Source organism: Algoriphagus sp., assembly GCF_024305035.1.
Classification (GTDB): domain Bacteria; phylum Bacteroidota; class Bacteroidia; order Cytophagales; family Cyclobacteriaceae; genus Algoriphagus.
This window is the reverse complement of sequence record NZ_JAMWZB010000007.1, coordinates 74254-101252: the sequence shown is the minus strand read 5'-3', so window position 1 is coordinate 101252 and position 26999 is coordinate 74254. Positions and strand designations below refer to the sequence as shown.

Genomic DNA, 26999 nt, shown 5'->3' with positions numbered 1-26999 from the left:
AATTTTTTTTTAAAATACAAAAAAGTGATTTTCAAATACTTAAAATGATGTATATTTCAAGAATGAAAAGCATTCCACTGGTTTTTTTCCTTTTTATTCCTGTTCTGCTTTTTGCTCAATTTTCCGATCAAAAAGAAGGGAGTGATTACCAAGCGATTTTTGTGGATTCGGATGATTTTGGAGCGGAATATCTGGATGAAATCGAGCAACGTTTGCCAGAAATCAAGCAGCCTGAACTTCGCCTGCATCTACTCAATGATCTCGGGTATCATTATCACACCCGTAACCTTAGGAAATCTCTTAGTATCATCAACCAGGGGCTTCAAGAAGCCCAAAGCCTAAGAAATGAGTTATGGATGGCTCGGATGCAAGTTTCGCAAGGAGCCATTCTCCTGAGAATGGAGAAATTGGATGAGGCTGAGGCGGTATTGCTCCGTGCAAAAATGAAACTCCCGGAAGTCGAAGGTTGGTTGCTTTTGACCAATTTGGGCTATGTGTACGAGCGAAGGGGAGATTTGGGTATGGCTTTTGAATATGCCACAAAGACGCTTGAGCTAGGAAAGAAGTTTGGTGACCAAAAGGCCATGGCAATGGCCTATTCGGATATCAGCAATCTATTTTGGAAGCAAGGTAAATTTGAAAAAGGGGTGGAATATGGGTTGAAGTCTATTGCACTTTTTGAAGAACGCGGGATAAAGGATCTGGATTTTGATTTTACACTTCATGTCTTGGGAAACAATTTGGTCGAACTTGGACAGGTTGAAGAGGCTTTGTCTTATTTTCTTCGGTCGATTGAAATAGGGACGCAATATGGATTTTACAATAATCTCAGCGATACCTACATCGCATTGACTGAGCTTTACCGCCAAACGGCGGATTTTAAGAATTCCGAAATCTCTGGAAAAGAAGCTCTCAAATATGCCGAGTTGCTTCAAAATGAGTTTATGGTAGTCAGATCCCTCCATGCTTTGGGAAGGCTAAAAAATCAGGAAGGAGATTTTGAATCAGCAATAGTTTATCTAGACCGGAGTATCCGAACCGCTACTGAAGACTTTGGAGATTTGTATTACCTGGCCTTGATTTATAAGGACTTGAGTGAAGCTTATGAAGGGGCCAAAAATATTTCCGCTTCTTTTCAGGCGTTTAAAAAACACAACGAACTTCAGCAACAGGTTTTCAATGCGGAAGCCGATCAGCGTATTGCGCTTTTGCAAACCGAAATGGATGTCAATCAGAAGGAAAGCACCATTTCGCTTCAGCTTGAGAAGCTGAAGCGACAAGAAGTTATCCAGGTATTTACTTTGGTTTTTACTGCCGTGATGGTGTTTTTTCTCTTTTTCCTTTATCGAGTTTTTGTCAGACGGAAAAAGTACAGTTTGCTTTTAGAAAAACAGAATCAGGAGAAGGAATTTTTGCTCAAAGAGATCCATCATCGGGTGAAAAATAATCTCGAGACCATTTCCAGTCTTTTGGCTTTGCAGACTGCTCAAATCGAAAATCAAGAGCTTCAGGAAATTATGATCGAAAGCCAAAATCGTGTACAGAGTATGGGGATGATCCATCAAAACCTGTATCAAGGTGAAAATCTGGCTGCCATTGAGATGAAAAATTACTTCGAAAATTTGGGACGATTTGTCATCGATTCCTTTGATGCCTCGGAGAGAATCGTTTTGGAGGTCAGGATGAAGCCTCTGGAACTCAATGTAGATCGAGCCATTCCCATCGGATTGATAGTAAACGAGCTGATCACCAATTCGCTGAAATATGCTTTTCCGAATCAAAGAGACGGGTTAATTAGCATCAGTTTGGAAGAAAAAAATAGACATCTCTACCTTCGGATAGCAGATGACGGTGTGGGAATGGGTTCAACTACCCGATTGAAAGGCACCGGTTTTGGCTCGCAGTTGGTCCAGCTCCTCACGCGTCAATTGGATGGGAAAATGACCTTGAGTACAGAGCGGGGTACTGAATTATATTTTGAATTTAAAATTGAACAAGCAGCATGAGTGAGAAGACGAGAATTTTGATCGTGGAAGATGATATGATCATTGCTGCCAATATTTCCTTGCAGCTCTCAAAGCTAGGCTATGAGGTGACGGGAATCGAGTCAAGGGGGGAGGAGGCGGTAAGTCATGCTTTGGAAAATCGACCGGATATTATTCTGATGGATATTCAGCTCAAGGGCAAAATCAATGGAATCGATACGGCCAAACTGATACAGCAAAAAGCAGCCATTCCGTTGATCTACCTGACCGCAAACTCCGATGATGCCTCCTTTGAAAAAGCGAAAGAAACCAAACCCTATGCGTTTATTTCCAAGCCGTTTAATAAACTGAATCTGGAGCGGTCAGTCGCATTGGTGGTCGAAAAGATTGTCGAGGAAGGCACCCCGGTTAATGCATCTAATTCTTTGGAGGGTACGTTGGACGATCGGATTTTTATCCGGCAAAACGGAAAGCTAATCAAGTTGATGCTCGACGAAATTCTCTACATCGAAGCCGAGCGAAACTATTGCAATATCATCACGACCCATCAAAACTACCTAATCGTCAGTCCCCTGAATTCTTTTTGTCAAAAGATGGAGAGCAAGGATTTTTTACGCGTTCACCGCTCCTATGTGGTCAATATCAAAAAGCTCGATGCGGTTGCCGACTCCCATCTCGAAATCAAACGAAAAGTCATTCCGATCAGCAAAATGTATAAGGAGGATTTAATGCGAAGTATTCGAAGGGTTTGACCGTGGGCTCTTTCCTCACAGGAAGAATAGGAAAGTTTGAATGAAAAATTTGGGGATAGGCCCAAAAAATAATCGCCCTAATCAGGGCGATTGTAAGGCAGAATATCCAGTTTGGTCATCCATCCCTAATCGATGAGGGTCGAATCCATCGCAGCTTTCTGAGATTCTTCGTATTCCATCATCGCCATCATGATAGGTGCATTGTCCCAATATCCGAAATCTTTGATAATCTTACCGTTTTCAAACTGGAATGTTTCATGAAAAGGCACTATGAAGGTTTTGCCGCTTGCAGTATGGGTTGCACTCCATTCTCCCCAGCAGTTGACCCAGGTTTCGCCTTTGTCGGTGGTTACCATTTCGATGGCATCCTCTTCTACGGTGATTTTGACATTGGAGAATTGGTCTCCTTCACTTTGTTGTTGCTCGATCATTTCATCAATGGTGCTGGGTTTGTCTTCCGTAACATTGTAAAAGATTTGCGCGTTTTCAGCATAAAATTCCCGCTGGGCTTCAAAATCCCCAGAGGCAGAGGCTTGGAGTAATGCTTTTGCAGCCTCTATTTCGGGAGATTGTTGGGTGTATTTGGACGGTTGTTGGCAAGCGGTCATTAGTAAGACCAAGATTAGCATTTGAATTGTAATTTTCATAGTTGATGGAGTTTAATTGTGTTGATGAAATTTAGATTAAAAAAATGGTAAAAATACTGAAATACAATATTTTATTTTCTAAAATATAGATTTTTTTAGTTTTAAAAGTATTGAATTATTAGATGAATTTGAAAAGTTAAATTTTTCGATTATTTACCCCATAATAAGGGATTAATCACTCGTATTTGGACCATTGAACTACTGGTATGGATTGGGTCGGCTTTAAAGAATTGTAAGTTCCAACAATCTACAGTTTACCCTTTAGCCATAATCCCTCCATCTAGGATATAGGCAGCACCTGTGATCCAAGAGGCATCTTCTGAGGCCAGGAAAAGAGCAAGCTTTGCGATATCCTCTGGCTCGCCCAAACGCTGGATTAGGGTGTTTTTTCCAGCATTTTCCACGGCTTTAGCCGGATCGGGAAAAGCCACAGCAGAGGCATGAATAAAGGGGGTATCCACCGGTCCGGGACAAATGCAATTGATACGGACTTGGGGAGCGTAATCCACTGCTGCCTGTTTGGCTAAAGCTACCAGTCCTGCTTTGGAAGCGCAGTATGCTGGATGATTGGGAAAGGATTTGAAGGCAGCAATAGAGCTATTGATTATCACAGCAGCTTGCGGCCTTTTTTGCAACTCAGGAAGGGCTGCTCTGAGGAGATAAAAGACCGAACTCAAGTTGACTTCAAGCGTTAGGGACCATTGGTCCGGACTCAACTCGGTGATAGACCCGAGTCCTAGCATCCCTGCATTAGTAGAGATCCCGTCTAACTGTCCGAATTTTTCCACCGCCAAATCCACCAAGGCTTGATTATACTCGGGCTCACTGACGTCACCTGGAAGAAAATAAGCCTTTCCGCTGAGTTGTTTAGACAGTTCTTTTCCGGCTTCTTCATTTCTTCCGCTGAGAATCAGATTAGCTCCCTCTTTGGCAAAAGTTAGGGCAATGGCTTTCCCCATTCCACTGGTGGCACCGGTGACGATAAAGGTTTTGTTTTGGAGTTTCATTGGGGGAGGATTTGGTGGGTTTAAATCAAAATTTCAAGCTAAAATTGAATAGATATATTTCGAATAGAGTGATGTCGTCAGTCGCTACGGGACTTTCCCATGAGTCATTGATATTCATGATTCCAGAGGTTAAAACCTCTGGCAATAAGATTTTTTTTCCCTATGGGAGGGGCTAGCGTTAAAGATTTGTCCACTGGACAAATCTAGCGAGCAGCCAGGCAGCAGGGTGGCGTGAACTACCCATTTACTAAAGACAACTAGGCTTCGGGTTTCATCGCGTGTGCGTGATTGCTAACGTCTGATTTCCTCTGCACCTAAGTTTTGGACAGTCTCTTCCCCAAATTTTTAAACCTTCTTTGAGCATATAACTTTGGTGTGTATTGCACCGCAAGAGTTATCAGTCCATTCTCTATCTGAAAGTTTTAATTCTTGATTTATCCAACCACAGTCTCCACAAGTTTTTGATGAAGGGTAGAAACGATTGACTTGTACCAGTTCTTTCCCATACCCATCACACTTCTATTGAAGAAGTGTAACCAAGTCTCCCCAACTTGCATCTGCAATAGGTTTGGATAGTTTGTGATTTTTAATCAATACTTCTAGAATATTTTCAAAAGTTTCTTCTACGAAGATCGGTCAATTAACAGTTATCTCCGAACCAAATCCAGCTTATAATAGATCAGAAAATCCTCTTCCACACCAAAATATTCTTGGTTCTTTTCGGCAATAATAGCCCCTTCACTAGTTACGATGGACGAGAGTCGTACCCCCTTTGGTAGCGGTAAATCCTGTTGGATTAATTCATGATTATCATCAAAAACAGCGGCATAGCGGGGAATATTTTCCAAAAAAGCGAGCCATTCTTCCCAATTTTCACGATTATGCTGACTGGCAAGCTCTTCACCCACTCCTTTGGTATAGATGACGATGAGGTCATTTTCTCTTCGGTAGATTTGCTCAATCCTTCCAAAAATCACATTTCCAAACTCCTCATACCAATCTGCTTGTCTATTCATAGGAATACCAGGCATAGTAATAGCATCCTTTAAGGCAAGGTCAACCGCTCTGACAAACTGAATCTCTCCATCCTTCTCTTGATAGACAAAATACTTCTGCTCGGCAAGCAGGGTTAAAATCCACTCATCTTGGTGTTTGATAATCATGGGAAAAGTCCAATTGTAAAAGTTTTCTGAATTATAAACCGTATTGGGAGGGAATGGCATGGTGGTCCGAGTTATACCGCTAGAGGTATTGAAAACTTCCAAAATATCAGCTGAGTAAACATTGGAAAACAATGAAGGAATATCAGGCCGACTTTCTCCATGTTCAGGCCGTAAGTAGAACAATTCATCTCCCCGAAGGTGGGCTCCGAAGGGTAATCCATTGAGGTAAAAGTAATCCTTTGGGGTAGGGTACTTTTCCAAAAACGTTCCATCGAGATCAAACACGTAAATTCCTTTTACCTGATCCATGATCCAAAGCTTTCCATCTAAAAAGTTGATGCCCTGAACCCATCCGATTCGATTCGGTCCGTCTTCATTTAATTTAAATGTATGATTGACTTGCCCCGATTCATCAAATATCACATATTCTTCCTGCGCATTCCATCTTGACACAAATAATTGTTGGGCAGGGTCGTAATCCAGCAATGCCAATTCTCCCATGAAATCCACCTGAATGGAGTCTTGGATAACCCATTGATAGGAATCTTCAAAAGTCTCCTCTGCTCGCTCCGGTGTACAAGCGGCTAGAAAAGTCAGGAAAATAAAAGCTACAAAAATTGAGTTCTGCATTTGAGTAAAATTAAGGATTGGATTTTTTTGGGGAAAAACTAAGATTTACCAACCTGGCCATTTCTTATAGTTCGGGTTCAATTTCACTCATCAATTCCGCTATCCGAATATTACTTTCCTCCAGAAAGCTTAATCCTATGGTGGTACTTGCAATTTTGTAAGCCATCACATTTCGTATTAAGATCAAATTGTTCTCCTCTGCCAAATTTTTAAAATAAATCTTGTCTAGAAATCCGATACGAGGATCCTGTTCAAGAAGGCGATTACCAGATAGTAATTCATTGAAACGTGGATTTAACAAAAGAACGTTTCGATCTACGAGTTTTGTCCAAAGTTCTTTAAAAGTATTAAGTTCATTGTTGTTGATTACGTTTCGATCCCGATGTTGAATTTGGTAATGTTGGATGATCTTGTTTTTCAGGACTTGATCGCTGATGAGTACAAGATTCCCTGAAGAGGTCAGATCGAGGTAAGTGGCATCGTAAATGCCATAGGTACGGCCGATTACGAGTTTGGTTAGAATCAGTTTTACTTCTGGTCTTTGTGTTTCCTCCACTTGGAATCTCTTAGCGAGAAATTCGGTGAGTCTCTCTTCATCTTCCTTAAATTTCACTAAAAATGAATGTTGAAGTTGATTTTCTTCCAATTGTAAGCTGAGATCATCCTTAAGTAATTTCAGATAGACTTTTTCCTGCCTTTTGAGGACCTTGTTTTCATTCCAGGTGTTCACTTGAAGCGCAATCAATATCCCCATCACAACCAGCAGAATTTCGCCAAGGGCATACAACAGGTACTTGCCGGCCGACGAGGTAGGCTTTTGGACAGTATCCTGTTTTATCAATTTTTTGCGGATAGTTCGGAAGAATTTAAGCATTATTTACTGTTTAGAATTGGGCATACCAGGCTGCAAAAGACTGCCATGCCTCTAATCGTGTGAGCTCAAAAAAGATAGGGATGGCAATACAAGTGTAGAGCAAAAGCAATCCAGGGAAGACCCATTTTGTTTTTTGGTCCTTGCGATCGAGAAATGAGAAGATCACCAGGAGTAAGATAATGGCTCCAAAGGAGAGCCACTGTAGGTTAATTTCAAAGCCTGAGAAATAACGGAAGATAATCCGCGAAATAATGGGATCAATAAATGTTAGCGTAGTGGCTAGCATTAATCTGGCATGGATGGATTTAGTTTTTCTAAAATAAATGGCAAATCCAAAGGTGAGGGTAAAAGCAACTGCGAGGGAAAGCTGTAAGTAAAGCAGAAAGGATTGGAAGGGGTACATTTCCTCTGGAGAAGTTGAAATTCGGCTTTGAGCTAAGATCAGAATGCTCAATACGATAGAAAATGCAATCGGGTAGGAAATTTTACCGAATAAGCGGTGAAGGTCTAATCTGCGGGACTTGATGAGGATAGGTTGGATTATTAGCAAGGCAAACCACAAAATCGCCGTAAATGAATGGAAGTGGACATAGCCTGGACTCACAGCAAATACCAAGTAATAACTCTGCCAAAATGCAAGAAAGGATAGGAGCAATAGACCTATGACCCAAGGGGTGGAAGTTGGGTATTCCCATTTAATTGGTTTCATAGTTGTGTAAGGATGGATTGTTGAATTTTTTTGAAAAATTTAAGCATTCAAGTATTCTTTAAGCGTAATTTTAAAAACTGTATTTCCCGGTTCAGACTGTACCTCGAGCTCTCCTCCATGCGCTTTCACAATATCATGGGTAATGCTCAGGCCAAGCCCCGTTCCCTCGGTTCCTTTTTTGGTGGTGAAGAATGGCTGCAGGATTCTGTCTTTGATCTCATCAGGAATGCCGGGGCCGTTGTCTTCAACTTCGATGTGGATCTGGTTTTTCGTTTTGAAGGTGCGTAGCGTTAGCTTGGGTTTTCGATTAGATTCTGTTTCTCGCATGGCATCAAAGGCATTGTTGCAGAGATTGATCAAAACTCGGGTAAAGTCTTCCTTGATTAGGGAGAGCTCTTTGACCTCCGGGTCCAACTCAAAATTGATTTCCACGTCTATGGGCCTTTTGCTGGCGCGCATTCCATGAAAGCTCAGATTTGCATATTCCTTGACAAGCGCATTGAGGTCAGTGGGCGCTAGGGTTCCAGAGCCTCCGCGGGAGTGCTGCAACATGGAGGTGACAATGCCATTGGCCCGGGTACCATGCTCGTTGATTTTGATTAAATTGATTTTGATATCATCCAGAATCTCATCTACTAGGGTGTCGTCTTTGTCCTCCGAATCAGCAGGGAGTTCTCGGTTCTTTCTAATCTCCTCCAAGGCTTCTTCGATTAATTCGATGGAGACTTCTGAAAAGTTGTTGACAAAATTCAGGGGATTTTTAATCTCGTGAGCGATACCGGCGGTAAGCTGACCAAGAGAAGCTAGTTTTTCCTGCTGTACAAGTTGGGCTTGGGTGATTTTTAAGTCCAAATAGGCCTTTTCGATTTCCTTGGCATGCTCCAGTTCTTTGAGTTGTATGCGTTCCCGTTCTTTTCGGATGGTTTTGGCCTTTTGAAATTTATCCACCCCCTTGATCCCTACCATTAGGATGATGAAATAAATTAAATAGGCCCACCAGGTGCGGTGCATAGGAGGAAGTACGGAAAATCTATAGGTGGCTTCTTCTGACCATTGGTTTCCTTCAGTTTCTGCAGGGCCGGAATACCTCGCTTTGACCTTAAAGATATAGTCGCCTTCGCTGATGTTACCGAAGGTGGCTAGGTTGTTTTTAAGTACAGGGCTCCAGGTTTTGCTGTATCCTTCGAGGATATATTGGTATTCTATCAGATTGGACCTGACCAATTCATCGGTCCCAAATCCAATCGTAATTTGGTTTTGAGTAAAGGGAAGAATCAGATCTTTCGGGAAATTTTCGAACCTACTGACTCCAGAAAACTCGATTTTTGCAAATGCTTTTTGATTTGATTTTCTCTCCTCAGGACTGAGCTGTCTCCCCAAAACCCTCACTTCATCCAGTAAATAGGCCTGTGAGGAGGTTTGATCGGAGGATTCTTTACTGCTTTGCAAAGAAGTCCAGCTGATCGGCTGCTCGTCTATTTTGATACTTTTAATGGTGATTCTCGGCTGATTCTTCCTTTTCCGCAGGGCGCGGTAATTAAATTTGACCAAGCCGGTTTTGTCGCTTCCATTTCCGGCCCAGATGGTCCCCTGACGGTCCAGATAGATTCCTTTGTTTACGTCTTTTACGGGGTAGCCATGAGCCGTATTATAAAATTCTAGTTTTTCCCGGATTTCTGAAAATGGAAGAGAAGCTGCTTCTGAGGGGATGACGGTAAATCCTTGATTGGTTCCGATAAAAATATTCCCGTCGGGATCTTCGAGCACATCATATACCGTATCATCTACTAATCCCTCCCGCATGGTGAAATTGCTAAAAGATCGGCCGTCAAACCTTGAAACTCCTCCACCTTGGGTGGCAAACCAGAGCTTTCCACTTTTGTCTTCAAGTATGCTCCAAACAATCGGATTTGATAATCCTTGCGAGTGGTCAAAATTAGTAAAAGATGTCCCGTCAAAGTTGGATATTCCTCCCCCCGCGGTACCTACCCAAATTTCGCCTTTACGATCTTCATAAATGCTGTAAACATAATCGCTGGCTAGCCCTTGCTTGCTGGTGAATGTGGTAAAGGAAGCCTGTCCTGTAGGCTGGGTGTTCCAGTCAAATTTCACTAAACCAGCCCCGCCGGTTCCTATCCAGATGTTACCCCGGCTATCTTCCTCAAGGCTGTAAATAATGTCGTTGGGAAGGCCATTGGAGGAGTCAAAAATGGTAATGCTTGGGTTCTGCCTTTGGCTCCATGCATTGCTCAAAAGTCCGATACCTCCACCACCGGTTCCAAACCAAAGCTGGCCTTTACTGTCTTTTAGTGCGCTGATAATCAGTGAATTTGGGAGGCCTTGCGCTTCGGTGAAATTGGTGAATGATTTGCCGTCATATTTGGATAGCCCTCCACCATCCGTGCCAAACCACAAGTTGCCTTGATCGTCTTCTAGGATTCCATAGACACTATTTTTGACTAAACCGAGATCAGCTGTAAAATTATTGAAGGCATTCCCTTTGTAAACCGAAACTCCTCCTCCGGCGGTTCCAAACCACATATTTCCGGAGCCATCCGCTGTGATACTGTACACAATATCTTTGGGCAAGCCCTGCTGACTGGTATAATTAGTGAATTTTTCTCCATCAAATTTTGAAACTCCACCTCCTTCGGTAGCAAACCATAAGTTTCCAGCCAAGTCCTCTTCAATATCCCACACTTCCTCATTTGCCAGTCCATCTGCCATACCAAAGGAGATGAAGGTTCCTTTTGTCTTCAGATCCGTGCTTTCCTGATACTTGGAGATACCGCCACCTTTGGTGCCTATCCATAGGTTGCCAGACCGGTCTTTGCTGATGCAATTTATAGCATTGGCGGATAGTCCGTCTTCGGTCGTAAAGTTGAGAAACTGATCACCATCAAACCTGGAAACGCCCTCACTACCTGTGGCAAACCAAATAAAGCCGTTCTTGTCTTCTGCGATTTTAAGGATTGAATTTCCCTGTAAGCCATTGGTTTGATTATAGGTGGTAAAATGCTCCCCGTCAAAATTGGAAGCTCCACCCTCTCCCGCAGCGATCCAAATAGTTCCATTACTCACAGGGGTGATTCCATAAATGACGTCATTTGCCAGCCCATCAGCAGTAGTTTTGCTGGTGAAAGCATAACCGTCGTAAATCGAAATCCCACCACCTTCGGTCCCGATCCAAAGGTTTCCCTCCTGATCCTCTGCCAGGCAGTGAACCAGATTGTTGGCAAGACCATGCGCTGTGGTAAAATTGGTAAAAGAGAGCCCGTCAAATTTGGATATTCCTCCTCCCCAGGTGCCAAACCAAATGTTTCCGGATTGATCCATCAGGGAGGAGGTGATGTTGTCAAGACTCAAGCCATCGTCGGTGGTGAAAGTGGAAAAATGGGAAATCCCTCCATCGCCCAGGTAATAAGGATTCCCATCACTATCCAAAATAGCCTCTCCTTTTTGGTTTACTAGGTAGGACCGGTGAATTACCTGAGGAGGTTGTATAGTTTGGGGTTCATTTTCTCCACTCCGGATGGTATAAGACTCTGAGTGGGTTTTGGGGATTGGTAAAGTTTTGGGAGGAGAATGATCCCTTATCCAACTCTTTTTAGGCTGAAGGGAGGCTGAGAGGCTGTCCAAATAAGTGGTTTTTGGCAGAAAAGCACTCGCCGGATCCTGAGGGTTTTGTACCGCCTCACCACTTAATTGATCTCCTTTTTGACAGCTCATGGATAGTACAAGGCAGCCAATCCAGCAAAGGATAGATTGCATGACATTCTTACCGTTCACTCCAGATAAAGGATCGAAGGTATTTTTCTTTTTACCTTTAGGGTTAAAGGCAAGCTTTATCGAATGAATCCGCTTAGTTTTTAGCTGCATTAAGGTAAAGGAGTCAATAAATCAAAGTTGAAGGATTGGATGAAGCGTTGGTTTTCTCAGGTCTTGGAGTAACCCAGCTACTATCTAATGATAATCCGTGGAGGAGATTGTCCTCGGGCATAGGTCATTGCCTCGTGGATAAATACCGAATAGGCAAAAGTTCCATCTGGGGCATTTTCCGACACAGCCATTACGAGTGGATTTCCATCTTTAATATCTCGTGTCTCCAGTCCAAATATCCGAGTATCAGGAAATGCAAATGAAGCATCAGATCCTTCGACTATCCATCTGATTCGGTCTCCCCTTCGGACTGTTACATCACTTCTCGTTTCATCTCCATCAAAGACCACTCTCCACTCATCGTTGATAATCTTGACAACGAGTCGGTATTCTACTGCTTGTTCTGGTTCTCCTTTCTTGAGATAGTCAGACCTCTCACTTGATAGGAAGAGGATGGGTGCCAAAAGGATTAAAATCAGGATTTTTTTGAAGTACATAAGTTGTTTATTTTTATTAGTGGATAAGGTTTTAAAATTGAAATTTTGTGAGTGATCACTACTTCACGTTTGGATAGTTAATTAGAAGACTGAAGTAGTTGCTTCGTTCTGGTAAAAGAAATATAGGGGTTGAACTTTTAGTACTTACCTGAGTTCGATTAATAAAATGTGGAATTATTAGGGTTAAAGTAGAGATAGAACCAGTGTGCTTTATTATATTTAAGTATCTGAAATTCAAACATATAAATCAGATCACATGGTTCTATCTAACACTAAAATTACTGAAATTTTCTATCTAGTTGACGAATTTTGCCTAGAATTCGAGCAGACCGTCAAAAAACATATCCTTGGGCAAAGTCCTAAGAGAAAGCCCAGAATGAGCTGTAGCGAAGTGATTACAATCATGATCCTGTTCCACTCCGGAGGGTTCAAAAATATGAAGCACTTCTATCTGTATTACGTTCAAAAGCATCAGTCCGATTTGTTTCCAAAAACAGTTTCTTACAACAGGTTCGTGGAGTTGATGCAAGCAGCTACCTTACCGATGTCCCTCTTTATGAAGACCTGTTGTCTGGGTGAAGGGACAGGGATATCCTTCATTGATTCCACCCCGATAAGAGTATGCAAGAACAAACGGATCAAGAGAAACAAAGTATTCGAGGGCCTGGCTCAAGTAGGCAAATCAACGATGGGCTACTTCTTTGGTTTTAAACTACATATAGTCATAAATGACAAAGGGGAACTGCTGAACTTCGTCATCACACCGGGCAATACCGATGACCGGGAGCCATTGAAAAACAAGTCATTCATCAAAGCCTTGAAGGGGAAAATCTATGCCGACAAAGGCTACATTTCAAGTCAATTGACACAGGTGCTGTTCTTGGATGGACTTCATCTGATTACCAGCATCCGAAACAATATGAAGAATGTGCTGATGGAGCTCAAGGATAAAATCCTGCTCAGAAAAAGATCTGTTATTGAAACAGTCAACGACGAACTGAAGAACATTTGCCAGATCGAACACTCCCGGCACAGATCTTTTGAAAACTTTATAACCAACCTTATTGCTGGTTTAATCGCCTATTCCTTCTTCCCAAAAAAGCCAGCAATCAAGTATCAACCCCTCGAAACAAACCAATTAGCCGTTTTTTAAAATCGAACTCAGGTTACTTGTTTGGTTTGGATCAATTCGAAGTGTTTGGTCAAAAGCAAATGATCCAATCCAATCTCCCATATTGCTATAAATATACATAAAAACACTTTTTACAGTACAAAATTTGTATTTAATATTTTTAAGGAGGAATTGTATTAATTTCATATTGCTCAATTTACTTTTGGGCTAATCGAACCGTGAAAACAGTTCCTTCTCCTAGGGATGTCTTCAGTGCTAAGCTTCCCCCGTGTGCCTTCACAATATCATGAGTGATGCTGAGCCCAAGCCCTGTTCCTTCTGTCCCTTTTTTGGTAGTGAAAAAGGGCTGAAGAATTTTGTCTTTGATTTCGTCGGGGATGCCGGGGCCGTTGTCTTCGATTTCGATCAGGATGCTGTCCTTTTCGATTTTGGTGCGAACTGATAGTTTAGGATGGTATTCTTCCAAGCCTTTAAGGGATTCAAACCCTTGGAGGGATTTTTTTCGCATGGCGTCAAAAGCATTATTGGCTAGGTTGATAATCACCCGGGTAAAGTCCTCTTTGATCAGAGACACTTCCTTGATTTCAGGGTCCAATTCAAGGGTAATATCCACCTCAATTGGATTTTTTCCAGCCCGCATTCCATGAAATGATAAATTGACATATTCACTGATCAATGCATTGAGATTGGTAGGTTCCATTTTTCCGGATCCGCCTCGGGAGTGCTGTAGCATGGAGGTGACGATGCCATTGGCGCGGGTGCCATGCTCATGGACTTTGGTCAAGTTTCCCTTAATATCTTTGAGGATTGCGATGATTTCTTCTTTTTCCTCCGAATTCTCTAATTTTTCAAGCTCTTCAAAAGCTTCATCGATCAATTCACCACTGAGCTCCGAAAAATTGTTTACAAAATTCAGCGGGTTCTTGATCTCATGGGCGATACCGGCGGTAAGCTGGCCCAGAGAGGCGAGCTTTTCCTGTTGGATAAGCTGTGACTGAGTGGATTTTAGCTTTGCGTAGGAGGTTTCGATTATTGCCTTATCCTTTTTTTGCCGGATATTGTTTCTGTATGTAAGGATACTAATCAAGAAAAAAGCTCCAATTCCCGCAGTCAACCCATATATCCGGATTCTGCTCTGAAGCAGTACTTTTTCGGTCTCGAGTTCATTTAATTTTAATTGTTCGTTTAGGCCCAAAACTTGAAATTCTTTCACTCTCTCCTCCTTGTTCATGATCGAATTCAGAGCTGCACCTTCTTTCATGTAGAAATAGGCGCTGTCAATTTGAGAACGAGTATCAAAGAGTGAAGCAAGGGTTGAATGGGCATTGATCATACCTAGCGAATCATTCATTGTACGGTAGGTAGACAGGGCTTTGTGGGCTAAGTGGTAGCTGGAATCAAGTGAACTTGTTTTTTTATATAATTCGGCCAAAGCTAGGTATCCCATTCCAAGGAAATCCGGACTATTTATATCGATATTCGTCGCCACACTCAATTTATAATACTTTTCTGCCTCGATATGATCTCCCTCTGCTTCATAGATTTTACCGAGATCCCAATAAATTAGTCCTGTATATAAGGTATACCCGGAGGACTGAGCTTGTTTAAGCGCCTGCTCTAATTCGATTTTTGCCACATCATATTGCCCCAGTCCTACAAAAGACTCTCCTCTGTTCATGTGCAGCAATGAAGCTGTTACTTCATCCTGTCTGATTTTATTCAATTCTGTCGCTTCCTGATAGTAAGCTATAGCTTGCTCATAGTTGCCCACGAAATAATTAAGTATTCCAAAATGGTTGATGTTTTCCAAAAGAACTGTTAATCGTGCACTGTTGGCATCACCATCATCGGTCAAAAGAGCGATATTCCAAAGATTCCTACTGGCCTCTGGATCTGACGCCAGTTTGCGGGCAGCCAATAGGTAATTTAAAGCTCCAGGGTAATTTTGGATCGAACTTGAAACATAGCCTAGCCTGCTTAAAGCTTCAGCTTCCCATATTTTTTGGTTTAGTGTTTTGGCGAGTTGTAATTGTGCTTTAAAATATTCGAGTGCGGTAAACCGGTTTCTCTCCTGATAGTATAGACCAAGCTGCCGGTTGATATACATCTTCAGTGAATCATTCTCTGTAGATTCAAGCCAGTTTTTTAAGCTGTCAGCTTGGTCTACTTTAGGTTCCTGCCAGTATGGATTTTTTTGCCCCAAGACCATCAAAGAGTTAGTCAAGATCAAAAAAAGAATAATATTGATTTTTAAAATTTTCATAGACCTTATATTGGCAGTAGAATGATAAATGTGGAGCCCTCACCAGGAGAACTCTTAATTTCCAATTGACCCCCATGCGCTTTCACAATATCATTGGTGATGCTGAGCCCAAGCCCTGTTCCTTCTGTCCCTTTTTTGGTAGTGAAAAAGGGCTGGAGAATTTTATCTTTGATTTCGTCGGGGATGCCGGGGCCGTTGTCGACTACTTCAATAAAGACTTGATTTTTTTGAGATTTGGTCCGGACAGTGAGTTTGGGTTGAAAAGGTTTCAACCCTCCAAGGGATTCAAACCCTTGGAGGGATTTCTGTCTCATTGCATCAAACGCATTGTTGCATAAATTGATGATGACCCGAGAGAAGTCCTCTTTGATCAGAGACACTTCCTTGATGTTAGGGTCCAATTCAAGGATAATATCCACCTCAATTGGATTTTTGCCGGCTCGCATTCCGTGGAAACTCAAATTGACATATTCTTTGGTCAGGGCATTGAGATCCGTAGTTTCCATTTTTCCGGATCCGCCACGGGAATGCTGAAGCATAGAGGTGACGATGCCATTGGCACGAGTGCCATGCTCATGAACTTTGCTGAGATTTCCTTTTACATCTTGGAGAATGGCGATGATTTCTTCTTTTTCTTCGGAACTCTCCAACTTTTCAAGTTCAGCAAAGGCTTCATCGATCAATTCACTGCTCAGCTCTGAAAAATTATTCACAAAATTCAGGGGGTTTTTGATCTCATGAGCGATTCCTGCGGTAAGTTGACCGAGGGAGGCGAGTTTCTCTTGCTGGACGAGTTGGGATTGAGTTGCTTTGAGTTCGCTCATGGCAGATTCTACTTCTGCTTTGGCTCGCTCCAGCTTGACAAAATCCTCATAGCGGGCATAGGCTATGGAAAAAGCCTTGGCTAGTGCCTGAACCAATTCAAGTTCATTTTCCTTCAGCGGATTTACTGCCCCCACATAAAGCATCCCCTGTGCAAAAGGGACAAAATGTAGATCGAGCGATTCTGGAGGGGCAGCAGTGCCCTGATAGGTGTTACTATCTTGGATCTGATCCTGCTCCATCAATTGCTTGATCCATTGGATAAAGTCTTCTTGGTTCCAATGCTGCCTGAGAATCTCTCCCTTTCGCCATGCCATCACTGTCTGATAAGTGAGTTCGCTGGCCTTGTAGGGAAGTCGTAAAACGCCTAAGGACTTCCCTTCTGGAGAGGAAAGGTAAGCTTCAACCAGCTTTTGTTTTTCATTAATGATAAAAATCCCACAGCGGATAAATGGAACACCCAATACGGTCAGCTCTTTAAAAATCAGCGGTGTGATCCGGTCAAGGTCATTGGTATGCCGCATGGAAGAGATATCTGCTCTTACCCGGTCAAGTGAGGCCTGTCGCATGGCGGCTTTGGCGCTGATTTCTGCCACACGCAAATCTTTGAAACGTTTATATGCCAGTCCGAAGACATTGGCTGTTCGACGCAATAGACTTCTGGAGTCCGCATCGGGAAAGGAGTAAGATACCATTACCAAAGAACCCCCTGAAAAGTCAGCTATTGCCCAATAGGCTCTCATTTCGGCTACAGGAAGATTACCTATGGATTTTAGGATATAGGAATAAGTTTCAGGTGCGTTTTGCTTGAGTAAATCGAACCATTCCTCTGCCTTTTTGCCTGCATTGAGTAGTACATATTCATCCTGATCTGAACCATAACGATCCATCATTTCATCGATGATCAATTTGCCGGATTTAGGGAACAGGGATTGGGAAAGGACAAGATGTTCCCGACCTTCAATTTGCAAAGCACCCCAAGACTCGAAATCATGATCATGTTCCTCATACAAGTGAATGGCACAGACTTCCAGATCCCTTTGGCCGAGAAGCCCCATTTGGGTTCGGATTTCCATAGCCACCTCTTTTAATTCATCGGATGACTGCATGGCTACTGCACGGGATCTTATTCTTTCCAAAGCTGCCTCTATTTGCGCTTCCCGTGCTTGTTTTTCTGCTTTTTGGAGATCCAAGAAGCGGGTATAAGTGAGATCAAAAACCTGAGCGAAGCGTTTGAAAATATCTTCTTCTTCACAGGGGACTTCGGTGATTATGACCAGGTAACCAGTCTTGAAGTAGGCAGCATGTAAGCGTTGCCAGTTTGGCCTTGGAATTCCGGATGATTCCATCTCTTCAAAAATCTTTTTGGCAATGGGAATACCCATCAACCAATCGTAATGTTCACTTAGCTTTTCATTTTCCAAGGTTACAGTCCGATATGCCTCGCCTAGTTGCCATCCCTGATAGAGACTTTCGTGTGCATAATCGCCTACATTAGGTAGGGAAAAGGGTTGAATCAAGCCGTTGTTCAGACTGAGCCACCATTCGTCCTCTTGCCTGTTTTGCTTGCATAGGACAAATCCGCAGGTCCATAGATTATCGACCAGGGAATTTAATTCGCTGAATAAAACCGTAGCAACCTCGCCCAATTCTTCGGCTTTTTGCATGCCCATGGTGCGGGATCTCACACGTTCTAAGGCCGCTTCAATACGAGCTTCTTGAGCTTGTGCTTCCGCTTTTTGGAGATCAAGAAAACGGGTGTAGGTCTGGTCGAAGACGTTCGTGAACCGTTTGAATATTTGGTGAGCCTCCAGAACCGACTCATAAGTAATAAAGAGCAGAAAGCCGTGTGTAAATTTGCAAAGATGATTGATCTGGTAGGTGGGCAGGGATAATCCTGCGTCTTTGAAATCCTGAAAAGTGGCTTTCAGTTGAGGCAATGAGGTCATGAAATCATAGTGGCTTTTGATCCCCTTGTCTTTCAGTTCTTGGACAAAAAACGATTCATCACTTTGAACGAAATCATCCCACTCTTCAAATGATGGTTCTCCAAAGTGAGGCAAGAGGAAAGGTTTTTGAATGGTTCCCTCGCTGCTCATGATGCAGGTGCTGGATCTGCGATCTTCCTCTAAGATGCAGTAGCCACAACTCCAAGCATGGATGCCCAATGCCTGAATTTCCAGAAACATCAAGTTGGCCACTTCGGGCAGTTCCTCACTTGACTGCATGCCCATGGAACGTGAGCGAACTTTTTCCAGCGCAGTTTCAATTTTTGCTTCCCTTGCTTGGGCCTCCGCTTTTTTAAGGTCGAGGAATCGGGTATAGGTTTGTTCAAAGACCTTGGCAAAACGCTTAAAAATGGAATGAAACTCCGGTGTTTCCTCATAGGTGATAAACATCAAATAGCCATGCTTGAAATAAGCTACGTGATCTACCTGGCTCTTGGGAAGCGCTATCCCCGCTGCATCCAACTCAGCAAATATGTTGTCAAGCGTAGGAAGGGAGGCCATGTATTTATACGTATTCTCCAATTTCTTACCCTCCATCTTCTGGATGTATAGTAGCTCATCCTGCTCGGAGTGCTCGACAATCTGTTTAAATACGTCCTTAGATGTAGGCGTGTCAAATGGTTCGATGGGCCTTCCATCTGCAGAACTTACCCATTGTGAAATGACTGTTTTATCTTCATTGAAAATATTAAAACCACAGCTCCAAGGCTTAAGTCCAAGCCCCTTGATTTGCCTGAACATCTCTGTTGCTGCTTCGGACAATTCGTCGCTGGATTGCATTGCCATGGTTCGAGATCGTACCCGTTCCAGAGCAGCTTCGATCTGTGCCTCTCGTGCCTGTTCTTCGGCTTTTTGGAGATCTTCGAAACGCTTATAAGCCAGATCAAATGCTCCCGCCATTTTTTTCAGTATGGATTCGACCTCAGCAACCGGTGGTTCCAGCACATCGATCGTCATCCTTCCCTTTTGAAGCGGAACTGTCGGGTGATAGCCTTTTTCTAGACTGCTTGATGCAAGGAATGCCAGGAAATCATCTGCCTGTTTAGAATAACCATATTGACGCAACCAGCTGACCGTATGCTTAAAACGATCATTTCCCTGAATGACCACAAAATAGTCTTCTGTTCGATCCCAAACCTCTCTCATAAAAAAGTCGGGGTGAGTATCCTCCCTACGCCAGCGAATATCCAAGGAAATCTCCAGTTCGTTTTCCTCCTCACCGATGGATGTCAAATCCCAAGCCCTATACTTCCCATCCGGCTCTTGGAGATGGATGGTGGCTGCGGTCACATGGGGAATGTCGAGGCCCATAATCTCCTCTCTCAGCTTGTTCACTACCTCCAGAATTTCTTCCGATTTAAACATCGCAAGTGCCCGCGCCCTTACGCGTTCCACGGCAAGATTGACCTGTGCTTCCCTTGCCTGCGCTTCTGCTTTTTGGAGATCAAGGAAGCGGGTGTAGGATTGCTCAAAGACTTTTCCAAACCTTCTGAGAATAACATTTTCTGCTTCAGAAAATTTTTCTCCAAAGTGGTTGATAATAAAAATGCTCGTATGCTTAGCTACTGCACAAGAGCGGGTATATCCACCAGATGCAGATAATGTGTGTTTTTTCTCTTTGGCACTCAATTTTGACCAAGGCTCGTGCTGAAATAAAAACGTGAAAAATTCTATTTTTTCCTCTTGCGTGTATTCCTCGGTAAAAAATCCCGGATCACCTTTTAATCTGGTTAAGATGTGGGTATAGAATGGCTTTTCAAAGTGAGGAATTTGGACCCTATCAAAAGTGTCTGCCGTGCCCCCTGAACCCCAGCATTGGATTTCATGGTCAATTTCACTGTTGATAACGATAAAAGATCCGCCGGAAATGGATATGTTCAGATTAATTAACTCCTGATGAACAGTATGGATTACACGTTGTAATTCGGCAGTTTTATGCATCGCCAAACTTTTGGAGCGAACCCTCTCCAAACCCGTTTCTATCTGCGCCTCTCGTGCCTGGGCTTCTGCTTTTTGAAGATCGAGGAATCGGGTGTAAGATTGTTCAAAAACTTTGGCGAAGCGTTTGAAAATATCATGGGATTCAGGGGCAGGTTCATAGGTGATAAAGAGGACATACCCATATTTGAAAAATGCCACATGATCAATCTGCGAAGTTGGAAATGGGATTCCGGCTGCCTTCATCTGAAGCAACTGTTCTCCCACCCCCGGCAGGCTGCAGAGGTATTCATAATGCGCAGGACAGGCTTCCTCACGGATTTCATTGACCAAGAGAGTTTCTCCTCTTTGACCTGCTTCAAAATACCGGAGAAATACACCTTCCCGTGGGGTTCTGTATTGAGGAAAAGTACCCTTGCCGTTGCTTCCCCATTCCACAGACCCTCTAGGGTCATCATCGTAAATGTTAAATGCACAAAACCAGCTTTCCATGCCCAACGTCTGCACCTGCTTGACCAACTCCATTGAAATATCCGCCAATTCCTCACTTCTGTGCATGGCAAGGCTTCGTGCTCTCACCCTTTCCAATGCCAATTGAATTTCTGCTTCACGGGCTTGTTTTTCAGCTTTTTGTAGGTCGAGGAAGCGAGTGTAGGTTTGTTCAAATACTTTGGCAAACCGCTTAAATAGTTCATGAGCCTTAGGGTAAGGTTCAAGGCTAATGAACAAAAGATTTCCATGAGAGAAGTTTGCCACATGGTGTACCTGTTTTTCGGGCATCGGGTGCCCGGCAGCTATTGATTTTTCAAAAGCTTCGTCTAATAGGGGAAAGGATCGTAAATACCGGAAATACGATTGCATCTCTTCACCGTTCAGGTTTTTTACGATGAAATCGTCTCCCTTTTTCCAGCTATCATATTGTTCTTTATGCCATTTATCTTCTTCAATAGGCATCCGGAAGGGCGGATTCATAGAACCATCTGCATTGCACATCCAGGAAATGAGTTCATCCTGATCTTCATCCCAAATAGTGAATCCACTGCTATAAGTGCTTACTCCCAACGCTTCCATTTGTTGAAACAGCAGGGAAGAAGCTTCAGCCAGTTCTTGGGACTTTTGCATGGCCATGGTGCGGGCTCGGACACGCTCGAGGGCCAACTCAATTTGTGCTTCATGGTGTTGCCGCTCTGCGGATTTCAAATCTTCAAAACGTTTATAGGCCAAATCGAAGACTCCGGCAAAACGGATCAAGGTATCTACCGCATTTTTAGGGGGGGCTATCACTACGCCCGGTAGGCTGTAACCGATTTCCCCGTGTGTAGTTCGTGCCATTACAAAAGTGAGTCCGCTAATGTGCCGAATATCATCGAGGGTGAGCGCTTGCGGATCAACCTGTTCAAAATCACCAAGGGTGATCATTTTGTGAATATAATCCACAGCCGTTTCTACTTCCATCGCAAGTACCAAGGTTGGCTTCTTCGACTTTTCCCAATCGGCTACCAATGGTATATCTCCGTGGATGTGACGGGGAAGTCTCATCACCATACCGATTTTGGTACCATCACCGGAAGTCATCGCTTTATCATACCGCTCAGGCAGCCAGCGCATATGCCAGAAGTACTGTGCTTCATGTCCAAGCTTGACAAATTCGGTCCGCATGGTTACTACAATATCGAGTAAATCGGAGGATTCCTGCATGGCAGTCACCTGGGACCGGATCCGCTCAAGGGAGAGTTCTATTTGTGCTTCTTTAGCCTGAGCTTCTGCTTTTTGGAGATCCAGGAAGCGAGTGTAGGTCTGCTCAAAAACTTTGGCGAAGCGAGAATAAAGTTTTATTTCAATTTCTGTGGCCTCATTCCATGTGCCCAAACCAAGGAACCCATACTTATGCCTGCTCTGGAGAAGGTGAAAATGTTCAGCATCTTCTGGATGACTGATTTCAATTCCAAAAAATTCCTTAATGGCTTTGACCGCTTCAGATTCCTGGATTTTTAATTTGAGCGTGGGAACTTTATTTTTCCAAGCTTCCACTTCCTTTTGTACAGTCAGTAATTTTTCTGGATCAATTCGGATAGGTTTGGCTAGTTTATTTTCATGGGTGGTCCAGATTTCTACCAAATCTGTATCGGGATCGATAAACCACAACCAACTCGTTTCGAGCTGAATCCCAAGTAGCTTTAACTGCTGAAACAGTAAATTACCCGCATCGGAAAGCTCTTCACTATGATGCATGGCCATGGTGCGAGCTCGTACCCGTTCCAGTGCCAACTCGATTTCTGCTTCACGAGCCTGTGCTTCCGCTCTAACCAAATCCAGGTAGCGTCGGTAAGTCTGTTCAAAAAGTGCACTGAACCGCTTGGTAATGTGAATTAATTCGGGCTGGAATTCGCGGGGACTGAAGGCATAAAAAAAGCCATGCTCGAAGATGAAACAGTGTTGGATCTCTCTTTCGGGTAATTTTTCGATTGGAATCTGAATTTTATAATCCGGTGCTTGATTGAGCATGCGGTAGTAGTTTAGCAGGTCTTCCCCTTCCAATACATATTTGTGAAATGGAACCTGCTCCAGCCAAGCCTGACGGGCCTGCTTTAGCATAGGGTGCCAAGCCATATCGATGTTGCCGATATGCATATTGACTTCCTCACCGGTTTTGCGGGCCGTCCAAAGCTGATTGTTTTCATTGTAATGATTGAGGATGCCGATCCCAAATCTTGTCCCCTCATCCACTCCCAAGGCAGTGAGTTCAGAGAACATCTTGACTACACATTTCCCCACATCCTCGCTGCTGTGCATGGCCATGGTCTGGGCTCTTACTCTTTCTAAAGCCGCTTCGATCTCCAACTCCCGGTTTTTGTTTTCCAGCTCTGCAGTGCGTCGTTTGACTGCATCTCGGAGCTCGAGGTTTTCCTTGCTGATTTTCTCCAAAGCCAAGGTTTCTCCTTCCTGTACCCGCATATCGGGGAGAGAGCCATGTTGTTGAGTTACTTTCCAGCCTGCTTCAGTTTCTCTTAGGAATGTAGATATCCTGATTTTTGAATAAAAAGTCCAAACTGATTCACTCCAAACATAGATATCACATTGCTCATTGATTAACATTAATTGATCAACTGGCACAACCTCGATCTGTCGGTTTCGCATCTCTACTTTTCCGACTATCTCATCCAGCTGGGCTTTCAAAAATTCGATTCCGTCAGTTTTGGAATGGCAGACTTCAGACTCAGAAGTTCCGATCATTTCAAAAGTATCATCCAAAGTGGAGGCAAAAGTTTCCAAGTCTCCATTTTGGTAGCTTTTCCAGTATCGATCATATAATTTTCTGGCCTCTTTCGCTTTTGTACTGGATAGTGTCATGGATTTCAGTTTTCAATCGGCAAAAAGATAATCATCTCAGTTCCCTCTCCTTCGATGCTTTTGACCCGCAGATCACCACCGTGTGCTTTGATGATATCGTAGCTCAAGGATAAGCCGAGGCCGGTACCTGAACCTGTGGGTTTGGTAGTAAAGAAGGGTTGAAATATCTTGTCAATGATAGCTTTTGGGATGCCGCTACCATTGTCCTTGATGCAAATTTCTACACCTCCCGATTCCAGAAGCCTAGATTGGATCGTTACTTTGGGCTTGTAACCCTCTTTAAGGTTTTTGTTTTGTTCGAAGCCTGCACTTCGACTTTGCTCAGTACAGGCGTAGAAGGCATTGTTGATCAGATTGAGAAAAACCCGTCCTATATCTTGAGAGACTACTTTGACCCGGGGGATAGTTGGATCTAAGTCAGTCTCAAAATCGGCAGAGAAATTCTTGTCTTTTGCTCGAAGGCCATGGTAACTCAAGCGGAGAAATTCATCGGCCATGCCATTAAGGTTGGTGAGCTTTTTCTCCGAAGAGCCACCACGGCTATGCTCCAGCATGCCTTTGACGATGGAGTCTGCCCGCTTCCCGTGGTGTTTGATTTTGCTGAGATTTTCTTTGAGGTTTTTGCCGATTGTTCTGGCTTCGTCGAGATTACCACTTTCGAGTTCCTCATTCATCTCATCGATGAGCTCTTCACTGACTTCGGAAAAGTTATTGACAAAATTCAACGGGTTCTGGATTTCATGGGCAATACCTGCTGTCAGTTCACCAAGGGAAGCCATTTTTTCGGAGTGAATTAATTGCGTCTGGGTGGATTTGAGCTCTTCGTATGCTTTTTCGATTTCTTTGGCATGGGCCAGTTCCTGCTGCCGATTTTTTTCTTTTTCGCGAGCTAAGATTCTGATCGTTTGAATTTTGACCAAGGCATAAACCAGCAAGGCAAATCCCAGAAAATACAGGACAAAGGCCCACCAAGTGGCATACCAGGGGGGAAGAATGGTAAATTGATAGGCGATTTCATCCGATTGGGTATTAAACGTATTTTTGGCCTTGACCTTAAACGTATAGCTGCCGTAAGGGAGATTTGTAAATTCACGGGTAATGATGTCTTCCCATTCAGTCCATTCTTTGTCGTAGCCCTCTAAGAAAGTCTGATAGAGGATTTTATTTTCACGCACAAAAAATGGTGCGACAAAGTCAAAGGAAATTTGATTGCCTTTGAAGGGAATTTCAGGCATATTTTCGTTTAGGTCTTTGGATAGCGGTAGCCTTTTCTCCTCGGAGGAAACTGATCTGAAATATAAGGGAACCGGATGGTCAACATTATATGCTTTGGTGGGATCTAGTCTCATCAATCCTTCGTCAGTCCCGATCCAAATCACTCCACTGGGTTCAGTATATCCCGAAGTGACCCCACTCGCGGTGATCAGATTGACAGGGTAGGATTTTAATTGGTAACTCCCGTCAGGCTGTTTTTTGGCGTAGCGTTTTTCCCCTTTGAAATCCAAATAGACATGGCCTGTCTCTCCGATTCCCAACCCATAGGTGTCAAGGTTAATATCGGCGACTTCATCCGAAAAGCTGAAAACTGGATCCCGCTCAAATTCATTGACAGGGGTATTGAAGAAATAAAATCCATCAATACCCGAAGTATATACTTTCCCATCAATGGGGCCCTCAGCTAAACCCGAAAGACCTCGGATCCCATCATTTTCACCAAATTCCTCCACTCTGGCATTGGGGACATCAAGATTGCCTGAGGCAGTTTTGGGGAAAATAATCCGATAGAGAATCCCCGCTTGCGTCCCGCCCCAAAGCTCACCTTCTTGGTTTTCTGCCATAGAATAAACCGAGCGTGCCACTCCTGAAATCGGGCCGATATCTTCGTATTGGTATTCTCCATCACTACCTAGCTCTCTTTTAAATACTTGAATGCCATAATTACCGCTTAGGAATACATAGCCCTCATGGCTTTTGGAAATCACTACCCGCAAACTTTGAAAATTATCGGTTTCGGGAATCAATTTTGCTTTAGAACCCTTGATTTCATTTAATCCCACACCCGTACTCAATACGCTATGGGTATCCTCCACCAGGTCAAAAACTTGGGTATTTGGGATTCCTTCTACTTTTTTGATGATTCCGTCATTTTTATCAAGATAAAGTACCGTCGTAGAAGTACCGATGTACAAGTTGTCGTCAAAAGCAGAAAGCGAAAGCGCATTGCCGATTTCGTAAGTATCAGAATCAAAACGGGTCAATGGGGAGAAAACCTCGATTTTGGACAGCCCGCTGTTTGTTCCTACCCATAGATTTTCTGTATTGTCGAGGTGAAAAGCATAGACACTCTGGTCGGGAATGGAGTTTTTAGTAGTAAAATGGGATTTCACTTTTCCTTGCCTGTCAATGATAAAAAAACCATTTCCCAGTACACTCAGCGCGTAGGAACTGTCGGGCAGGGCCAAGGCTTTGTACAAACTTCTTTCTCGAAGCAGGTCATCAATTTCAGTCTGAAAGGGTTTGAAATTTTCTCCATCAAAATGAAAGAGTCCCCCGGCAAATGCTCCAACTAGAAATTCTCCTTTTTCTCGGTAAGGCAGCAGTACTTGAACTCGGTCTTCTCCTAGAAATTCACTTCCTGGGATCAGCTGAAGATTTTCTTCTATCTCTTGGAATAGACCAAGGTTCATTTGATGCGCGTAATAGCTGTCATCCAAGCTAAAAGCATACATAAACTCGGTATCGGGCTTCCAGATTTTGAGGCTGCCAGACTGATCATCGGTGGCTGGAGTGTAAATGAAAATAGCCTCCCGGGCCTGAAAATAAATCTTCCCTTTGCTCTCACGGATGGACCAAATATCATTGAAAATAAAATCAGCTGGAAATCCTTGCAAGAGGGATTGTTCAATGGTTTTCCCGGTCGAATCCGTGGTCACTAGTCCAAAGTCCCCCAGCGAACCATAATAAAATGTCCCATCTGATGCCAATAAAGTAGACCGGACGTTGGTGTTAAATTCGGTACTGGGAGAGGTGAGAAGCTCCCAATTTTTGCCATCAAATTTCTGTAGGCCTGTTGAGGTACCCACAAATAAAAATCCGTCTTGATTTTGGTTGACATTCCAGATTTGTTGTCCGGCGATTCCTAATTGGCCGACCACATAATTGGTGAAGCTAGGAACCCCTTTGGAGGGGTTGATTTGAGCTTGGGAATGAAACCTAATCTGGGTCAAAAAAACAATCAGAATGAAAGATCGAACCAGGGTTGATCGAAAATTAAAATGGGGTGTAGGTTTCATATTGATCTGGATTTTGGTGAAAGGGTTCAATCGGTAGCGGTTACCGGG

At 43.3% G+C, this 26999-nt stretch carries 13 protein-coding genes and 1 pseudogene; 3 read left to right on the top strand and 11 right to left on the bottom strand.

Features of this window, described 5'->3' with window-relative positions:
- The first annotated feature begins 44 nt into the window (after positions 1-44).
- Together Q0L00_RS05450 and Q0L00_RS05445 are read left to right on the top strand one after the other, a co-directional pair.
- On the top strand, positions 45-2006 hold the full coding sequence (locus Q0L00_RS05450; protein ID WP_297335855.1) for a histidine kinase dimerization/phosphoacceptor domain -containing protein: 1962 nt from the start codon (positions 45-47) through the stop codon (positions 2004-2006).
- Positions 2003-2737, top strand: a complete 735-nt coding sequence (locus Q0L00_RS05445; RefSeq protein ID WP_297335854.1) for a response regulator — start codon at positions 2003-2005, stop codon at positions 2735-2737. Before Q0L00_RS05450 ends, Q0L00_RS05445 begins: the two co-directional genes overlap by 4 nt.
- A gap of 125 nt (positions 2738-2862) precedes the next feature.
- Here Q0L00_RS05445 and Q0L00_RS05440 read toward each other — a convergent pair whose 3' ends face one another.
- The 8 genes and pseudogenes from Q0L00_RS05440 to Q0L00_RS05410 all read right to left on the bottom strand — a co-directional run bounded on the left by Q0L00_RS05440 (position 2863) and on the right by Q0L00_RS05410 (position 12143).
- On the bottom strand, positions 2863-3384 hold the full coding sequence (locus Q0L00_RS05440) for a nuclear transport factor 2 family protein (protein WP_297335853.1): 522 nt from the start codon (positions 3382-3384) through the stop codon (positions 2863-2865).
- A gap of 254 nt (positions 3385-3638) precedes the next feature.
- On the bottom strand, positions 3639-4391 hold the full coding sequence (locus Q0L00_RS05435) for an SDR family oxidoreductase (protein WP_297335852.1): 753 nt from the start codon (positions 4389-4391) through the stop codon (positions 3639-3641).
- 345 nt (positions 4392-4736) lie between these two features.
- Positions 4737-4898 (bottom strand): annotated as a pseudogene (locus tag Q0L00_RS19665) (zinc ribbon domain-containing protein); the annotation flags it as partial.
- A 140-nt stretch (positions 4899-5038) separates the two neighbouring features.
- Positions 5039-6184, bottom strand: coding sequence for a hypothetical protein (locus Q0L00_RS05430; protein WP_297335851.1), 1146 nt, complete (start codon positions 6182-6184; stop codon positions 5039-5041).
- Positions 6185-6248: 64 nt separating this feature from the next.
- On the bottom strand, positions 6249-7058 hold the full coding sequence (locus Q0L00_RS05425; protein WP_297335850.1) for a DUF6090 family protein: 810 nt from the start codon (positions 7056-7058) through the stop codon (positions 6249-6251).
- 10 nt (positions 7059-7068) lie between these two features.
- Positions 7069-7767 carry a hypothetical protein gene (locus Q0L00_RS05420; RefSeq protein ID WP_297335849.1) on the bottom strand — a complete coding sequence of 233 codons (699 nt, stop codon included), beginning with the start codon at positions 7765-7767 and terminating at the stop codon, positions 7069-7071.
- A 39-nt stretch (positions 7768-7806) separates the two neighbouring features.
- Positions 7807-11496, bottom strand: coding sequence for a sensor histidine kinase (locus tag Q0L00_RS05415; protein WP_297335848.1), 3690 nt, complete (start codon positions 11494-11496; stop codon positions 7807-7809).
- A 230-nt stretch (positions 11497-11726) separates the two neighbouring features.
- Positions 11727-12143 (bottom strand): hypothetical protein, encoded by a 417-nt coding sequence (locus Q0L00_RS05410; protein WP_297335847.1) that lies wholly within the window; start codon positions 12141-12143, stop codon positions 11727-11729.
- A 256-nt stretch (positions 12144-12399) separates the two neighbouring features.
- Here Q0L00_RS05410 and Q0L00_RS05405 point away from each other — a divergent pair, with 256 nt between their 5' ends.
- A complete protein-coding gene (locus Q0L00_RS05405) occupies positions 12400-13296 on the top strand; it encodes an IS982 family transposase (RefSeq protein ID WP_297335846.1) in 897 nt (298 codons plus the stop codon).
- A 175-nt stretch (positions 13297-13471) separates the two neighbouring features.
- Here the strand turns inward: Q0L00_RS05405 and Q0L00_RS05400 are convergent, their stop codons facing one another.
- From Q0L00_RS05400 to Q0L00_RS05390, 3 genes are read right to left on the bottom strand one after another with little or no spacing between them, the layout of a single operon-like run.
- The gene (locus Q0L00_RS05400) at positions 13472-15538 is read right to left on the bottom strand and encodes an ATP-binding protein (protein WP_297335845.1); all 2067 of its coding nucleotides are present in this window, start codon (positions 15536-15538) and stop codon (positions 13472-13474) included.
- A 5-nt stretch (positions 15539-15543) separates the two neighbouring features.
- Positions 15544-23658, bottom strand: a complete 8115-nt coding sequence (locus tag Q0L00_RS05395) for an ATP-binding protein (RefSeq protein WP_297335844.1) — start codon at positions 23656-23658, stop codon at positions 15544-15546.
- Positions 23659-23663: 5 nt separating this feature from the next.
- Positions 23664-26951, bottom strand: a complete 3288-nt coding sequence (locus Q0L00_RS05390; RefSeq protein ID WP_297335843.1) for an ATP-binding protein — start codon at positions 26949-26951, stop codon at positions 23664-23666.
- Between the last annotated feature and the right edge of the window lie 48 nt (positions 26952-26999).

What these genes read in the sequence shown, in the direction of transcription:
- Q0L00_RS05430 (WP_297335851.1), bottom strand. Translation starts at nt 6,184, where the DNA reads ATGCAGAACTCAATTTTTGTAGCTTTTATTTTCCTGACTTTTCTAGCC.
- Q0L00_RS05390 (WP_297335843.1), bottom strand. Translation starts at nt 26,951, where the DNA reads ATGAAACCTACACCCCATTTTAATTTTCGATCAACCCTGGTTCGATCT.
- Q0L00_RS05420 (WP_297335849.1), bottom strand. Translation starts at nt 7,767, where the DNA reads ATGAAACCAATTAAATGGGAATACCCAACTTCCACCCCTTGGGTCATA.
- Q0L00_RS05445 (WP_297335854.1), top strand. Translation starts at nt 2,003, where the DNA reads ATGAGTGAGAAGACGAGAATTTTGATCGTGGAAGATGATATGATCATT.
- Q0L00_RS05450 (WP_297335855.1), top strand. Translation starts at nt 45, where the DNA reads ATGATGTATATTTCAAGAATGAAAAGCATTCCACTGGTTTTTTTCCTT.
- Q0L00_RS05410 (WP_297335847.1), bottom strand. Translation starts at nt 12,143, where the DNA reads ATGTACTTCAAAAAAATCCTGATTTTAATCCTTTTGGCACCCATCCTC.
- Q0L00_RS05415 (WP_297335848.1), bottom strand. Translation starts at nt 11,496, where the DNA reads ATGAGCTGTCAAAAAGGAGATCAATTAAGTGGTGAGGCGGTACAAAAC.
- Q0L00_RS05435 (WP_297335852.1), bottom strand. Translation starts at nt 4,391, where the DNA reads ATGAAACTCCAAAACAAAACCTTTATCGTCACCGGTGCCACCAGTGGA.
- Q0L00_RS05405 (WP_297335846.1), top strand. Translation starts at nt 12,400, where the DNA reads ATGGTTCTATCTAACACTAAAATTACTGAAATTTTCTATCTAGTTGAC.
- Q0L00_RS05395 (WP_297335844.1), bottom strand. Translation starts at nt 23,658, where the DNA reads ATGACACTATCCAGTACAAAAGCGAAAGAGGCCAGAAAATTATATGAT.
- Q0L00_RS05425 (WP_297335850.1), bottom strand. Translation starts at nt 7,058, where the DNA reads ATGCTTAAATTCTTCCGAACTATCCGCAAAAAATTGATAAAACAGGAT.
- Q0L00_RS05400 (WP_297335845.1), bottom strand. Translation starts at nt 15,538, where the DNA reads ATGAAAATTTTAAAAATCAATATTATTCTTTTTTTGATCTTGACTAAC.
- Q0L00_RS05440 (WP_297335853.1), bottom strand. Translation starts at nt 3,384, where the DNA reads ATGAAAATTACAATTCAAATGCTAATCTTGGTCTTACTAATGACCGCT.